We start from the raw sequence: 13,770 nt of genomic DNA on the forward strand, positions 1-13,770 counted from the left end.
GGAGCAACTGTCTTTCTCAGAATTTGAAAAGCTGCGCGATTCATTGTGGGAGCGGGCTTGCCCGCGAAGCAGGCGCCGCGGTGTCGGGCACCGGCTGCGCCGGTGTTCGCGGGCACGCCCGCTCCCACAGGAACCGTGTGATCTTCGAGTCCTGCATTTTGGCTGTTGATCTACACCCTCTTCGGCTGAGGCAACACCAGATCCAGCCAAGGCTCGCCAGTCCTGAGCATGGCATTGAGTCGCACCAGGAAGACCCGCATGCAGGCCACGATAGCGACCTTGGCAAGTTACAGATCGACAAGGCACAGGTACTGCAGATCAGTCAGCCACGGCCCCTTGCCCCGGCCGGCCGCCCACCACAAACCACAACGGCCACAGCGCCAGCGCGCCCGCCAGCCCCGCCGCCAGTGCGAAATGCAGCAAGCTGGCGCCGGCGCCGATCATGGCCAGCAACGCCCCACCCAGCCCCAACAGGGCGATAGTAATCATCCCCAGCATGGCCGAGACCAGGCCTTTGCTTTGCTCGCTGGAAAACAGCGTCATGCGGTACAGCACCGCGTTGGCCACACCCAGGCCCAGTGCATACAACGACATGCCTGCCACCAAGCTGGTCACGCTCGGCCAATACCATGTCGCCAGCACCATCACGCTCAACCCTGCCAGGTACGGCCACAGGGCACCACGAACCAGGGCCGGCAGCGGGTAGCGGTCGGCAATACGGTTGATGATCAGGTTGCCCAGGATCAACCCGCCAAACACCGGCAGCTGCCACAGCGCATATTCCAGGGTCGTCAGGCCCTCATCGTGAATGAGCAATACCGGTGACAGGCCAATCCAGCCAATCAGCGGCAACCCGACCAGGCCCAGGGCGGCGCTGCCCGCGACAAAGCGGCGGTTGCCGAGCAATTGGCCGTAGCCTGCCAACAATGGCAACAGGTGGATCGGCGTGAACGCCAGGCGCGAACCGTCGCGGCGCTCTACCCCCAGGGTTTCGGGCATGAGCCGGTACAGCAGCCCCCAGCACACCACGGCCCCCACGGCGAAAGCCACGAACAGCCAACGCCAGTCCAGCCACTGCAACAGCAAGGCCCCGACCAGCGGGCCAAGCAGCGGCGACAGCAGCGCGATATTGGCCAGCAGCGCCATCATGCGCACGGCATCCGCCTCGCTGAATGCCTCATTCAGCGCCGGGTAGCTGACCGTGACCACAAAGCCCAGGCCTATCCCCTGCAACAGGCGCAACAGGTTGAACAGGCCAATATCATGGGCCCAGAAGGTCGCCAGGCAGGCCAGGCCGAAGAATGCGCAGCCGGCCAGCAGCAACGGGCGCCGACCATAGCGGTCTGCCAGCGGGCCGATCAGCCACTGCAGCACAACGCCACCGAGCAAGTACAGGTTGAGGGCATGGGGGATGTATTCAGGGCTGGCCTTCAGGTCGCCGACCACGACCGGCATGGCCGGCATCACCGCGTCACTGGCCAGGTAGGTCAGCAGTTCGAACAGGGCCAGGGTCAGGCCAAACAGCAAGGCCCGCAGGGGGGTGATGTACAGCAGTGGTTTCATGATGGCATATCAGGGGTGACAGGCAGGAGCAGGGTATATGCCAGAAATTGCAGAGGTTTGCTGTGAACAAGTGTAATCGGGGCGAAAAAAGCGGGGCCGCTGTGCAGCCCCGGCGCTGATGCGCTGTTACTGGGCGGCAGTTTCCTGCACCACCCGAATGACCCGCTGCGGGAACGGAATGTCGATCCCTTCGGCCTTCAGGCGGTCACGCGCCTGCTCGTTGAGCATGAACATCACATCCCAGTAATCGGCGGTCTTGGTCCACAAGCGCAGCGACACGGTGATCGAACTGTCACCCAGCGTCGCCACCACCGCTTGCGGAGCGGGGTCGGCCAGCACACGAGGGTCCTGGGCCAGCTCCAGCAACACATTGCGGGCCTTCTGCAAATCGGCCTCGTAATCCACGCCCACATCGAACACCACCTTGCGCGTGGGCTGGCGGTTGGTGTTGGTGATGATGCCATTGGACAGGCTGCCGTTGGGCATGATCACCGTCTTGTTATCACCGGTGCGCAGCACGGTGTGGAAGATCTGGATGCTGTCGACAGTGCCGGCAACACCTTGTGCCTCGATCCAGTCGCCGATGCGAAACGGGCGGAACATCAGGATCAGCACGCCGCCAGCGAAGTTGGCCAGGCTACCCTGCAGCGCCAGGCCGATGGCCAGGCCGGCGGCACCGATAGCCGCGACGAACGAGGTGGTCTCGATGCCGATCATCGACGCCACGCTGACCAGCAGCAGGACCTTCAGCACGATGTTGGCCAGGGTGCTGATGAAGCCCTGCAACGCCAGGTCGGCATTGCGCAGGCCGACCAGCTTGCCCAGGCGGGCGCTGACCTTGTTGATGATCCACCAGCCGACCGCCAGGGTCACCAGCGCCAGCAGCACACGGCTGCCGTATTGCATGATCAAGGGGATCCAGGTTTGCGACTGGCGAACCAGCTGATCGACTTCAGCGTTCAAATCCATATTCATCTCCTGATGCCGAACGGCAAGTACACGGTAGAACAGACCGCGCTATCACACGGCCCCGGCCCCCATGGACATCATTGAGCCATGGGGGTTCCTGGCCACACCCGCATCAGTCGCGGAAGTTGTTGAACTGCAGCGGCATCTCGAATTCCTTGGTCCGCAGCAAGGCAATGGCTTCCTGCAGGTCGTCGCGTTTCTTGCCGGTTACCCGTACCTGCTCACCCTGGATGGCGGCCTGCACCTTCAGCTTGCCGTCCTTGATGGTGGCGACGATCTTCTTGGCCAGGTCCTTGTCGATACCCTCGCGGAACTTGGCTTCCTGTTTCTTTTCCTTGCCGGACGCATACGGGTCCTTGGTTTCCAGGCATTTCACGTCGATCTTGCGCTTGACCAGCGCCAGGCGCAGGATTTCCAGCATGGCTTCGAGCTGGAACTCTTCCTCGGCGGTGAGCATCACGGTCTGCTCTTTGTCCTTGAACTCGAAGGAGCCCTTGCCTTTGAGGTCGTAACGGCGGTCCAGGTCCTTGATGGCGTTGTCCACCGCGTTCTGCACTTCGTGCTTGTCCAGTTCCGATACCACGTCGAACGAAGGCATGGTTGTTCTCCCAAAATAAAAGCGCGCTCAGGCTGAAGATGGAGCGCGCCGGGTTTGACGGTTAAAATGCGGGCTCATTATAACGGGTTGCGAAACGCATATGAGCAGCACCTGGCATATTCTCGGCGCCGGCAGCCTCGGCAGCCTGTGGGCTTGCCGCCTGGCACGCGCGGGCAAGGCAGTGCGCCTGGTGCTGCGCGATCGGCAACGGCTGCAGGCCTATGAGCAGGCTGGCGGCCTGACGTTGATCGAGCAAGAACAGCCCAGGCACTACGCCATACCCGCCGAAACCGCCCAGGCTGACGGGCCGATCCATCGCCTGCTGGTGGCCTGCAAGGCCTACGACGCGGCCCCGGCGATTGCCGGCCTGGTACCACGCCTGGCCGAGGGCGCAGACGTGCTACTGCTACAGAACGGCCTGGGCAGCCAGGACGCGGTGGCAGACCTGCTGCCACAGGCGCGCTGCGTTTTCGCCTCCAGCACCGAAGGCGCCTTCCGCGAAGGCGACTGGCAAGTGCGTTTCGCCGGGCATGGCTTCAACTGGCTGGGCGACCCGCGCAACCCGGCGCTGCCGGCCTGGTTCGATGACCTGCACGAAGCAGGCATCCCTGCCGAATGGACGGTGGATATCCTCACCCGCCTGTGGCGCAAGCTGGCCCTCAACTGCGCGATCAACCCGCTGACCGTGCTGCACGCTTGCCAGAACGGCGGCTTGCTGGGCCACCTGGGGGAAGTACATGGCCTGTGTACCGAACTGGCCGCACTGCTACGCCGCTGTGGCCAGCCGCAAGCGGCCGAGGGCCTGGACGAAGAAGTGCAACGGGTGATCGTGGCCACCGCAGCCAACTACTCTTCCATGTACCAGGACGTGCACGCAGGCCGACGCACCGAGGTGCATTACCTGCTCGGCCATGCCTGCCGGGTTGCCGCCCGGCACGGCCTGCAGCTGCCGCAACTGGAACACCTGCTGCAACGCCTGGTCGAACACCTGCGCTTACGTGGCTTGCCCTGCGACTGACGCAGCCCTATTACCTGGATACGGACACTGCCTAGCCCATGACCTTGCGCCATCGCCTGGAAAACCTCCCGGTCGGGCAGAAGCTGCTGGCGGCCCTGCTGGTATTGCTGGTGACCATCCTGCTGGTGGCCAACCTCACCTTCATCAGCGCGGCTTACTGGATCACCCAGGAGAGCATGGCACCCCAGGCCCTGCAGACCATCGGCCGGCTGGTGGCCAACCCGCAACTGGCCGAGCGCGCGGGCGACACCCCAGACACCGCCAGTGCCCTGCTCAAGGAGCTGGACAGCTACACCCCGCTGCGCGCGGCAGCCGTGTACGGGGGGGACGGTCGCATGCTGGCGCAACTCCAGCATGGCGACCCGTTGACCTTGCCCAAGCGCTTTCGCAACATCGACGGCTGGCGCCTGATGGAGTTTCGCAGCACCCAACTGATCCGCATCCCGCGCGAGGCCAACCCGCCGGCCCATCTGTTGCTGGTGGCCAGCAGCGAGCTGCCCACCGCGTTCTACACCGGCACGCTCAGTGCCAGCCTGGCTATCCTGGTGTTCAGCATCCTGCTGTGGATCTTCATCGCCCGCCAGATCAAACGCCTGATCACCCAACCGATCAACCAGCTTGAAGAACTCAGCCGCCAGGTCACCCGCGAAGAGAGCTACGCCCTGCGCGCCCGGCGTGGCAACGACGATGAGATCGGCAGCCTGGCCGACGCCTTCAACACCATGCTTTCGCGCATCGAGGCCCGTGAGCAGCAACTCAAACGCGCCCGTGACGAGTTCCAGGATGCCTATGACCAGGCCCAGGGCCTGGCCGAGGAAACCCGCCATACCAACCGCAAGCTGGAACTGGAAGTGCAGGTGCGCAGCAAGATCGAGAAAAAACTCACCGGTTTCCAGAACTACCTCAACAGCATCATCGACTCGATGCCCTCGGCATTGATTGCCCTGGACGAACAGCTCTATGTCACCCAGTGGAATCACGAAGCCACGGTCCTCTCCGGCACGCCGTTGCATGAGGCGCTGAACCAGCCGGTATTCATCGCCTTCGAGCCGCTGAAGCCGTTCCTGCCGCAACTGAAGGAAACCGTGGAAAAGCACCGGGTGGCCAAGATCGAGCGGGTCACCTGGCCCAAGGGCGACGAGCTGCGCCATTACGCCCTCACCTTCTACCCGCTCACCGGCGGCGGCGGGCGCGGCGTGGTGATCCGCATCGACGACATCACCCAGCGCCTGTCGCTGGAAGAAATGATGGTCCAGTCGGAAAAAATGCTCTCGGTCGGCGGCCTGGCGGCGGGCATGGCTCACGAAATCAACAACCCGCTGGGCGCCATCCTGCACAACGTACAGAACATCCGCCGACGCCTGTCGGCAGACCTGCCCCGCAACCAGGAACAGGCCAGCGAGCTTGGCCTCGACCTGGCCATGATCAACCGCTACCTGGCCAGCCGCGAAGTGCCGCAACTGCTCGATGGCATTCAGCAGGCCGGGGCCCGCGCGGCGAAGATCGTCACCCACATGCTCAGCTTCAGCCGCCGCAGCAACCGACAGCTGGAGCCTTGCGAGTTGCCGGCGCTGATCGACCAGGCGGTGGAAATTGCCGGCAACGACTTCGACCTGGCGATCGGTTTCGACTTCAAGGGGCAGGCCATCGTCCGGCAGTTCGACCCTGAACTGGGGCCTGTGCCGTGCACTGCCAACGAACTGGAACAGGTACTGTTGAACTTGTTGAAGAACGCCGCCCAGGCCATCCACCTGCGCCCGCAACCGAGCGAGCCGGGGCGGATCACCCTGCGCACCCGGCTGAACCCGCCGTGGGCGGAGATTCAGGTCGAGGACAATGGCGTCGGCATGCCAGAGGCCGTGCGCAAGCGCACCTTCGAGCCGTTCTTCACCACCAAGGAAATCGGCCAGGGCACCGGGCTGGGCCTGTCGGTTTCGTACTTCATCATCACCAACAACCACAAGGGGCAGATGGAGGTGCACTCCACGCCTGGCCAGGGTACGTGCTTCACCCTGCGCCTGCCCCTCGGCCAGCCGGCAGCAGCGGCGCCGACCTTACCGGAGCAATGACATGGGCAACCGCCTATCGAAGATCTACACCCGTACCGGCGACCAGGGCGAAACCGGCCTGGGCGACGGCCGGCGGGTGCCGAAAAGCCACCCGCGCATAGAAGCCATTGGCGAGGTAGACAGCCTCAACAGCCAGCTCGGGGTGCTTTTGGCAGGCCTGGCCGAGCAAGGCCTGGAAGAGGTCACTACGGTGCTCGCGCCGTGTCAGCACCGCTTGTTCGACTTGGGTGGCGAGCTGGCCATGCCCAGCTACCAGGCCTTGAACCAGGCAGAAGTGGAGCGCCTGGAGGCGGTCATCGATGTGTGGAACGAAGAGCTGGGGCCGCTGAAGAACTTCATCCTGCCCAGTGGTTCGATGCTGGTGGCGCAGGCCCATGTGTGCCGCAGCCTGGCGCGCAGCGCCGAGCGGCGCTGCCAGCAGCTGCATGCGCTGGAACCACTGGAAGGGGTGGGTCTGGCGTACATCAACCGCCTGTCCGACCTGCTGTTCGTGGCGGCGCGGATCATCGGGCGGCGACAGGGGGTGGCCGAGGTGTTGTGGCAGCCTGCTGAAAAGCCGCAGGGCTGACAGGTTCCGGGCGGCCTGCGCGGTGTCGTGAAGGGCCGCCCCAATGGCTCAGGCCTCGGGCCAGAATGCCCGGATGCCGGCCACACCCTGGGCCCCGGCTTCCCAGGCTCGCTCGCGCTCACCCGGCCCTACCCCACCCAGCAAGTACACCGGCTTGCTGAACCCGGCCAGCAAACGTCGAGCTTCGTCCCAGCCCAACGGCGCCGCCTCGGGGTGGGTCTGGGTTGCCTGAACTGGCGACAGGGTGACGAAGTCGACGCCCATCTGCTCGGCCAGTGCCAGCTCTTCGGCGCAGTGGCAGGAAGCCGCCAACCACCGCTCGCGGGGAAACGGCCGACCTTTGGCGGCGTACTTGCGCAACTGCGCCGCGGTCAGGTGCCAGCCGGCCGAAGGAAAATCGCCCAGCCATTCCAGCGGCCCCTTGAGCATCAACTGCGCCTTGCCCGCACACAGCCCAACCGCATCCACCGCCACGTCGCGGTACTTGGGGTCGTACATGTCCGGGGCGCGCAACTGAATCAGGCGAATGCCGCTGGCAACCGCCTTCTGGATGCCCTTGAGCAGTTGCGGCACTTCCAGGCCATCGGGGGTAATCAGGTACTGGTCCGGCAGGCGCGCGGCAGCCACGATCGGCTGGTTGGCCTCGGGGAATTCGTACTGCGGCAAATCGCGCGGGGCAACCCACGCCAGCGGCTGACCCTCGGCGCCATGCGCTTCGCCGGTAAAGGCCTGCACTTCACGCACGTCCAGCAACACCTGCTTGTCCGGGTAGTCGTGGCTGACCTTGATCAGCGCACGCGAACGGCTTACCTCGATACCCAGCTCTTCGCGCAGCTCGCGGGCCAGTGCCGCATCCACGCTTTCACCGGCTTCGACCTTGCCGCCGGGAAACTCCCACAGGCCACCCTGGTGCTGGGTGGCGGCCCGCCGCGCGATCAGAATGCGGCCATCGGCGCCACGAATGACTGCTGCTACAACATGAATCCGTTTCACACTTCACGCTCCGCCAGGCCAGCCTGCAACAAGGCGCGCAACGTGTCGCCGAAGTTCAGGTGATCGCTCATGGTTCGTCTCCTGGTTCTGGAATTGTGGGGCCGTTGCCCGACCCCAGCACTGCATCAGGTACGGTATTCGGCGTTGATCTTCACGTACTCGTGCGACAGGTCGGTGGTCCAGATGGTTTCGCTGCACTGGCCACGGCCCAGTTCGATACGGATCGTGATCTCTTCCTGGGCCATCACTGCCGAGCCCTGGGCTTCGGTGTAGCTGGGGCTGCGGCCGCCCTGGCTGGCGATGCACACGTTATCCAGGTAGACGTCGATCAGGCTCACGTCCAGCTCCGGCACACCGGCACGGCCCACCGCGGCGAGGATACGGCCCCAGTTCGGGTCCGACGCGAACAGTGCGGTCTTGATCAGCGGCGAGTGGGCCACTGCGTAACCGACGTCCAGGCATTCCTGGTGGTTGCCACCGCCGTTGACCTGCACGGTCACGAACTTGGTCGCACCTTCGCCGTCACGCACGATGGCCTGGGCCACGTCCATGCACACTTCGAACACGGCTTTTTTCAGGGCCTCGAACAGCGCACCACTGGCTTCGGTGACCTCTGGCAGGTTGGCCTTGCCGGTGGCGATCAGCATGCAGCAATCGTTGGTCGAGGTGTCGCCATCGATGGTGATGCGGTTGAACGACTTGTTGGCGCCGTCCAGCATCAGGTCCTTGAGCACCGCCGGGGCAACCTTGGCGTCGGTGGCGATGTAGCCAAGCATGGTGGCCATGTTCGGGCGGATCATGCCGGCGCCCTTGCTGATACCGGTCACGGTCACGGTCACGCCATCGTGCTGGAACTGGCGGCTGGCGCCCTTGGGCAAGGTATCGGTGGTCATGATGCCGGTGGCCGCTTCGGCCCAGTTGTTCTCCGACAGGTTATCGAGGGCGGCCTGCAGCGCGCCTTCGATCTTTTCGACCGGCAGTGGCTCGCCGATCACCCCGGTGGAGAACGGCAGTACCGATTCGGCGGGTACGCCGGCCAGTTCGGCCAGCTTGGCGCAGGTGCGTTCGGCGGCTGCCAGCCCTGGGGCGCCGGTACCGGCGTTGGCATTACCGGTGTTGGTCAACAGGTAGCGCACGGTGCCCTGTACACGCTGCTTGGAGAGGATCACCGGTGCCGCGCAGAACGCGTTGAGGGTGAACACGCCCGACACGCTGGAGCCTTCGGCGCAGCGCATGACCACCACATCCTTGCGCCCAGGACGCTTGATGCCGGCAGAAGCGATGCCGAGTTCAAAACCCGCAACCGGGTGCAGGGTGGGCAAAGGACCAAGACCAACAGCCATTAGAGCGCTCCTAGAAAATTCGGTGGATGTACAAAAAACGGGGCCGCAAAGCGGCCCCAGGATGTATCAGGTTACAACACCCAGGTCAGATCACTCGATCTGCCCGTGGCAATGCTTGAACTTCTTGCCCGAACCACACCAGCAAGGCTCATTGCGGCCCAGCTTCTGCTCGTTGCGCACCGGCGCCGAGGCAACGGCCACTTCGGCCTCCTCCTCGCTCAGCTGCTCGCCTTCCAGGCCAGGGGCTGGGGCGTGCTCGAACTGCATGCGGCTGGCCAGCTCCTCGGCCTCGCGGCGCAGGCGGGCTTCCTCTTCGACCGGGTCTTCGCGGCGTACCTGAACGTGCGACAGCACGCGGATGGTATCGCGCTTGATCGACTCCAGCAGCTCCTGGAACAGGCTGAACGACTCGCGCTTGTACTCCTGCTTGGGGTTCTTCTGCGCATAGCCACGCAGGTGGATACCGTGGCGCAGGTGGTCCATGGTCGACAGGTGGTCTTTCCACAGGTCGTCCAGCACACGCAGCAGAATCTGCTTCTCGAAGGTACGCAGGGCGTCGAGGCCGGCCTGGTCTTCTTTCTCGGTGTAGGCCGTGGTGATCTCGTTCAGCAGCTTCTCGCGCAGCGTCTCCTCGTAGAGGTGGTCGTCTTCGTCGAGCCACTGCTGGATCGGCAGCTTGATGGCGAAGTCGCTGGCCAGCGATGCCTCCAGGCCGGCCACGTCCCACTGCTCGGGCAGCGACTGCGGCGGAATGTGCTGGCTGATGGTAGCGTCCAGGACTTCCTTGCGGAATTCGACGATGGTGTCGCCAATGTTCTCGGCCGCCAGCAGGCTGTTGCGCATGTGGTAGATCACCTTGCGCTGCTCGTTGGCCACGTCGTCGTATTCAAGCAACTGCTTGCGGATGTCGAAGTTGCGGCCTTCGACCTTGCGCTGCGCCTTCTCGATGGCATTGGTGACCATGCGGTGTTCGATGGCCTCGCCCGCCTGCATGCCCAGGGCCTTCATGAAGTTCTTCACCCGGTCGGAGGCGAAGATACGCATCAGGCTGTCTTCCAGCGACAGGTAGAAGCGGCTGGAACCCGGGTCGCCCTGACGGCCGGAACGGCCACGCAACTGGTTGTCGATACGGCGCGACTCGTGGCGCTCGGAGGCAATCACGTGCAGGCCACCGGCCTCGATCACCTGCTGGTGACGCTTCTGCCAGTCGGCCTTGATCTGGGCGATCTGCTCGGCGGTCGGGTTTTCCAGGGCGGCCACCTCGGCTTCCCAATTACCGCCCAGCAGGATGTCGGTACCACGGCCGGCCATGTTGGTGGCGATGGTCAGGGCACCCGGCGCACCGGCCTGGGCGATGATTTCGGCTTCTTTCTCGTGGTACTTGGCGTTCAGCACCTTGTGGTCGATACCTTCTTTCTTCAGCAGGTTCGACATGTGTTCGGACGTTTCGATGGTCGCGGTACCGACCAGAATCGGCCGGCCCTGCTTCATGCTTTCCTTGATGTCGGCAATGATCGCGGCGTACTTCTCGTCGGCGGTCAGGTACACCAGGTCGTTGAAGTCCTTGCGCGCCAGCGGCTTGTTCGGCGGGATGACCATCACGTTCAGCGCGTAGATCGACTGGAACTCGAACGCTTCGGTGTCGGCGGTACCGGTCATGCCGGACAGCTTGGTGTACAGGCGGAAGTAGTTCTGGAAGGTAGTCGAGGCCAGGGTCTGGCTCTCGGCCTGGATGTTCAGGTTTTCCTTGGCCTCGATGGCCTGGTGCAGGCCTTCGGACAGGCGCCGGCCCGGCATGGTCCGGCCGGTGTGCTCGTCGATCAGCAGTACCTGGCCGTCCTGGACGATGTACTCGATGTTGCGGTGGAACAGCTTGTGTGCGCGCAGGCCGGCATACACGTGGGTCAGCAGGCCCAGGTTATGCGCCGAGTACAGGCTCTCGCCTTCGGCCAGCAACCCGGCCTGGGTCAGCATCTCTTCGATGAACTGGTGACCGGCCTCGTTGAGCTCGACCTGGCGGCTCTTCTCGTCGATGGTGAAGTGGCCTTCCTGAGTGACCTGGCCTTCGACTTCTTCGATGTGCTGGGTCAGGCGCGGGATCAGGCGGTTGATCTCGATGTACAGCTTGGAGCTGTCTTCGGCCTGGCCGGAGATGATCAGCGGGGTACGCGCTTCGTCGATGAGAATGGAATCCACTTCGTCGATCACGGCGAAGTTCAGTTCACGCTGGAACTTCTCGTCCTGGCTGAACGCCATGTTGTCGCGCAGGTAGTCGAAACCGAATTCGTTGTTGGTGCCGTAGGTGATGTCGGCCGCATAGGCAGCACGCTTTTCTTCCGGCGGCTGGAAGGCCGATACGATACCGACCGACAGGCCGAGGAACTCGTACAGCGGGCGCATCCAGTTGGCGTCACGGCGGGCCAGGTAGTCGTTGACGGTAACCACATGCACGCCCTTGCCGGACAGTGCGTTGAGGTACACGGCCAGGGTACCGACCAAGGTCTTGCCTTCACCGGTACGCATTTCTGCGATCATGCCTTCGTGCAGGGTCATGCCGCCAATCAACTGAACGTCGAAGTGGCGCATGCCCATCACGCGCTTGCCGGCCTCGCGGGCCACGGCAAAGGCTTCGGGCAACAATTGGTCCAGTGTCTCGCCTTTGGCCAGGCGTTCCTTGAACTCTGCAGTCTTGCCCCGCAGTTGCTCGTCGGAGAGGGCCACCATCTTCTCTTCGAAGGCATTGACGATACTCACCGTCTTGAGCATGCGTTTTACTTCACGCTCGTTCTTGCTTCCAAAAAGTTTTTTTAACAAAGGCGCAAACATATCGGCAGGATCTTCCACACGTAGGGATGGAGGGCGGCCCCATGAGTCGCCCGTGCAGCCCTGAGGCCGCATGCGAACGAGCATTCTACCCGGAAACGATGGTGAGGAAAGTGGTGGATTTCCACGATGCTGGCACAGCGCTTTGGCAGGGGCTTGGTTTAGATAGGGGCATTTTCCCTGAGTTCAAGGTTTGGCAACATGAAAGGTATCGAGAACCAGTCTTATCTTGCGTCGCCTGTGCTGGCCTCTTCGCGGGCGCGCCCGCTCCCACAGGATCACTACAGGCCTGAGTGTTGCGCAATCCCTGTGGGAGCGGGCGTGCCCGCGAAGCGGCCAGCACAGGTTCTACAGGTGTTAAACTGCCGATCTTGTAACCTCATGCGTACCCCCATGGCCTACAAACCCTCCCCCGCCCAGCCACCCTCGGCCCTGCTGCGCCAGGTGCGCCCGCTGCGCCTGCTGCTGAACCAGGCCGAACGCCTGGAACACCTGCAGCGCCTGCTGGAAAGCCAGCTGCAACCGGCTGCCCGCGAGCATTGCCACGTGGCCTCATGGCGCGATGGCACCTTGTTGCTGGTGGTTACCGATGGCCATTGGGCTACCCGCCTGCGCTACCAGCAGAAGCGCCTGCTGGCCGCATTGCAGGCCATGGAAGCCTTTGGCAACCTCCGGCGCATCCTCTACAAGGTGCAGCCGCCCCTGGTACCGGCCAAACGCGGCGGGCATGCTGCCGAGCTGTCCACCAGCGCCGCGGCAAGCCTGCGTGACACCGCCGAGGGCATCGCCGACCCCAAGCTGCGCGCTGCACTGGAGCGCTTGGCCGCCCACGCTGGCGACAAGCAATAAAAAAGGCCACCCAAAGGTGGCCTTGATTACAACACTAGAGAGAGTGTTCGAACTTACACGGCCGCAACAGGGCGCATGTACGAGATCGGTGCCGTACTGGCATCTTCGAACGTGACCACTTCCCAGGCATCGGTTTCGGCAATCAGCTTGCGCAACAGCTGGTTGTTCAGCGCGTGGCCGGACTTGTAGCCCTTGAACTCGCCGATCAGGCTGTTGCCCAGCAGGTAGAGGTCGCCAATGGCGTCGAGGATCTTGTGCTTGACGAATTCGTCATCGGAACGAAGGCCGTCTTCGTTGAGCACACCTGTCTCGTCGACCACGATGGCATTCTCGACACTGCCACCCAACGCAAGGTTGTGCTTGCGCAGGTACTCGATGTCACGCATGAAACCGAACGTGCGGGCGCGGCTGACTTCCTTCACGAACGAGGTGCTGGAGAAGTCGACAACCGCGCTCTGGGTCTGGCCCTTGAGGACCGGGTGATCGAAGTCGATCTCGAAGCTCACCTTGAAACCGTCGAAAGGCAGGAAAGTGGCGCGCTTGTCGCCCTCTTCCACAGTCACCTCACGCAGGATGCGGATGAACTTCTTGGCTGCGTCCTGTTCTTCCAGGCCGGCAGACTGAATCAGGAATACGAAGGGACCGGCGCTGCCATCCATGATCGGCACTTCCGAGGCGGAGAGCTCGACGTAGGCGTTATCGATGCCCAGGCCCGCCATGGCGGAGAGCAGGTGCTCGACCGTATCGACCTTGACGTCACCGTTGACCAGCGTCGTCGACATGGTGGTCTCGCCGACGTTGGCCGCACGCGCAGGGATCTCGACCACAGGGTCGAGGTCGGCGCGGCGGAAGACGATGCCGGTGTCAACAGGTGCAGGCTTGAGGGTCAGGTAAACCTTCTCCCCGGAGTGCAGGCCGACACCTGTGGCACGGATGGTATTCTTCAGGGTGCGTTGTTTAATCATGGCATTGGCCGC

11 protein-coding genes and 1 pseudogene are annotated in these 13,770 nt (G+C 63.4%); 4 read left to right on the forward strand and 8 right to left on the reverse strand.

Annotated features, from left to right (window positions below; genetic code table 11):
- Window positions 1-170: 170 nt before the first annotated feature.
- The 4 genes and pseudogenes from GYA94_RS28325 to GYA94_RS21740 all read right to left on the reverse strand — a co-directional run.
- A pseudogene (locus tag GYA94_RS28325) lies at window positions 171-284 on the reverse strand (IS110 family transposase); the annotation flags it as partial.
- Between the two features lie 34 nt (window positions 285-318).
- A complete protein-coding gene (locus tag GYA94_RS21730) occupies window positions 319-1,563 on the reverse strand; it encodes an MFS transporter (protein ID WP_110675642.1) in 1,245 nt (414 codons plus the stop codon).
- A gap of 126 nt (window positions 1,564-1,689) precedes the next feature.
- Complete coding sequence (locus tag GYA94_RS21735) at window positions 1,690-2,532, reverse strand: mechanosensitive ion channel family protein (protein ID WP_009682793.1); 843 nt, start codon at window positions 2,530-2,532, stop codon at window positions 1,690-1,692.
- A gap of 112 nt (window positions 2,533-2,644) precedes the next feature.
- Window positions 2,645-3,130, reverse strand: coding sequence for a YajQ family cyclic di-GMP-binding protein (locus GYA94_RS21740; protein WP_009682794.1), 486 nt, complete (start codon window positions 3,128-3,130; stop codon window positions 2,645-2,647).
- Window positions 3,131-3,230: 100 nt separating this feature from the next.
- On the opposite strand from GYA94_RS21740, the gene GYA94_RS21745 reads away from it, so the two are divergent.
- Genes GYA94_RS21745 through GYA94_RS21755 form a run of 3 tightly spaced genes read left to right on the forward strand, consistent with a single transcriptional unit; the run spans window position 3,231 to window position 6,785 of the window.
- Window positions 3,231-4,148 carry a putative 2-dehydropantoate 2-reductase gene (locus tag GYA94_RS21745; protein ID WP_110675640.1) on the forward strand — a complete coding sequence of 306 codons (918 nt, stop codon included), beginning with the start codon at window positions 3,231-3,233 and terminating at the stop codon, window positions 4,146-4,148.
- A 38-nt stretch (window positions 4,149-4,186) separates the two neighbouring features.
- Window positions 4,187-6,217, forward strand: coding sequence for a sensor histidine kinase (locus GYA94_RS21750; RefSeq protein WP_029887627.1), 2,031 nt, complete (start codon window positions 4,187-4,189; stop codon window positions 6,215-6,217).
- Between the two features lies 1 nt (window position 6,218).
- On the forward strand, window positions 6,219-6,785 hold the full coding sequence (locus tag GYA94_RS21755; RefSeq protein WP_054905817.1) for a cob(I)yrinic acid a,c-diamide adenosyltransferase: 567 nt from the start codon (window positions 6,219-6,221) through the stop codon (window positions 6,783-6,785).
- Between the two features lie 48 nt (window positions 6,786-6,833).
- On the opposite strand, the gene GYA94_RS21760 is transcribed toward GYA94_RS21755, so the two are convergent.
- The 3 genes from GYA94_RS21760 to secA all read right to left on the reverse strand — a co-directional run bounded on the left by GYA94_RS21760 (window position 6,834) and on the right by secA (window position 11,947).
- A complete protein-coding gene (locus GYA94_RS21760) occupies window positions 6,834-7,778 on the reverse strand; it encodes a Nudix family hydrolase (protein ID WP_110675638.1) in 945 nt (314 codons plus the stop codon).
- 125 nt (window positions 7,779-7,903) lie between these two features.
- Window positions 7,904-9,121, reverse strand: a complete 1,218-nt coding sequence (argJ, locus tag GYA94_RS21765) for a bifunctional glutamate N-acetyltransferase/amino-acid acetyltransferase ArgJ (RefSeq protein ID WP_161893087.1) — start codon at window positions 9,119-9,121, stop codon at window positions 7,904-7,906.
- 90 nt (window positions 9,122-9,211) lie between these two features.
- A complete protein-coding gene (secA, locus tag GYA94_RS21770; protein ID WP_009684405.1) occupies window positions 9,212-11,947 on the reverse strand; it encodes a preprotein translocase subunit SecA in 2,736 nt (911 codons plus the stop codon).
- Window positions 11,948-12,337: 390 nt separating this feature from the next.
- Between secA and GYA94_RS21775 the strand changes: the two genes are divergently transcribed.
- A complete protein-coding gene (locus GYA94_RS21775) occupies window positions 12,338-12,793 on the forward strand; it encodes a DUF721 domain-containing protein (RefSeq protein ID WP_009684406.1) in 456 nt (151 codons plus the stop codon).
- A 53-nt stretch (window positions 12,794-12,846) separates the two neighbouring features.
- On the opposite strand, the gene lpxC is transcribed toward GYA94_RS21775, so the two are convergent.
- Window positions 12,847-13,758: a UDP-3-O-acyl-N-acetylglucosamine deacetylase gene (gene lpxC, locus GYA94_RS21780; protein WP_003260771.1), complete on the reverse strand. Its 912-nt coding sequence runs from the start codon at window positions 13,756-13,758 to the stop codon at window positions 12,847-12,849.
- Window positions 13,759-13,770 lie beyond the last annotated feature (12 nt).

This window comes from Pseudomonas juntendi (assembly GCF_009932375.1).
In the GTDB taxonomy this organism is placed as follows: domain Bacteria; phylum Pseudomonadota; class Gammaproteobacteria; order Pseudomonadales; family Pseudomonadaceae; genus Aquipseudomonas; species Aquipseudomonas juntendi.

What these genes read in the sequence shown, in the direction of transcription:
- GYA94_RS21730 (WP_110675642.1), bottom strand. Translation starts at nt 1,563, where the DNA reads ATGAAACCACTGCTGTACATCACCCCCCTGCGGGCCTTGCTGTTTGGC.
- GYA94_RS21735 (WP_009682793.1), bottom strand. Translation starts at nt 2,532, where the DNA reads ATGGATTTGAACGCTGAAGTCGATCAGCTGGTTCGCCAGTCGCAAACC.
- GYA94_RS21740 (WP_009682794.1), bottom strand. Translation starts at nt 3,130, where the DNA reads ATGCCTTCGTTCGACGTGGTATCGGAACTGGACAAGCACGAAGTGCAG.
- GYA94_RS21745 (WP_110675640.1), top strand. Translation starts at nt 3,231, where the DNA reads ATGAGCAGCACCTGGCATATTCTCGGCGCCGGCAGCCTCGGCAGCCTG.
- GYA94_RS21750 (WP_029887627.1), top strand. Translation starts at nt 4,187, where the DNA reads ATGACCTTGCGCCATCGCCTGGAAAACCTCCCGGTCGGGCAGAAGCTG.
- GYA94_RS21755 (WP_054905817.1), top strand. Translation starts at nt 6,219, where the DNA reads ATGGGCAACCGCCTATCGAAGATCTACACCCGTACCGGCGACCAGGGC.
- argJ (WP_161893087.1), bottom strand. Translation starts at nt 9,121, where the DNA reads ATGGCTGTTGGTCTTGGTCCTTTGCCCACCCTGCACCCGGTTGCGGGT.
- secA (WP_009684405.1), bottom strand. Translation starts at nt 11,947, where the DNA reads ATGTTTGCGCCTTTGTTAAAAAAACTTTTTGGAAGCAAGAACGAGCGT.
- GYA94_RS21775 (WP_009684406.1), top strand. Translation starts at nt 12,338, where the DNA reads ATGGCCTACAAACCCTCCCCCGCCCAGCCACCCTCGGCCCTGCTGCGC.
- lpxC (WP_003260771.1), bottom strand. Translation starts at nt 13,758, where the DNA reads ATGATTAAACAACGCACCCTGAAGAATACCATCCGTGCCACAGGTGTC.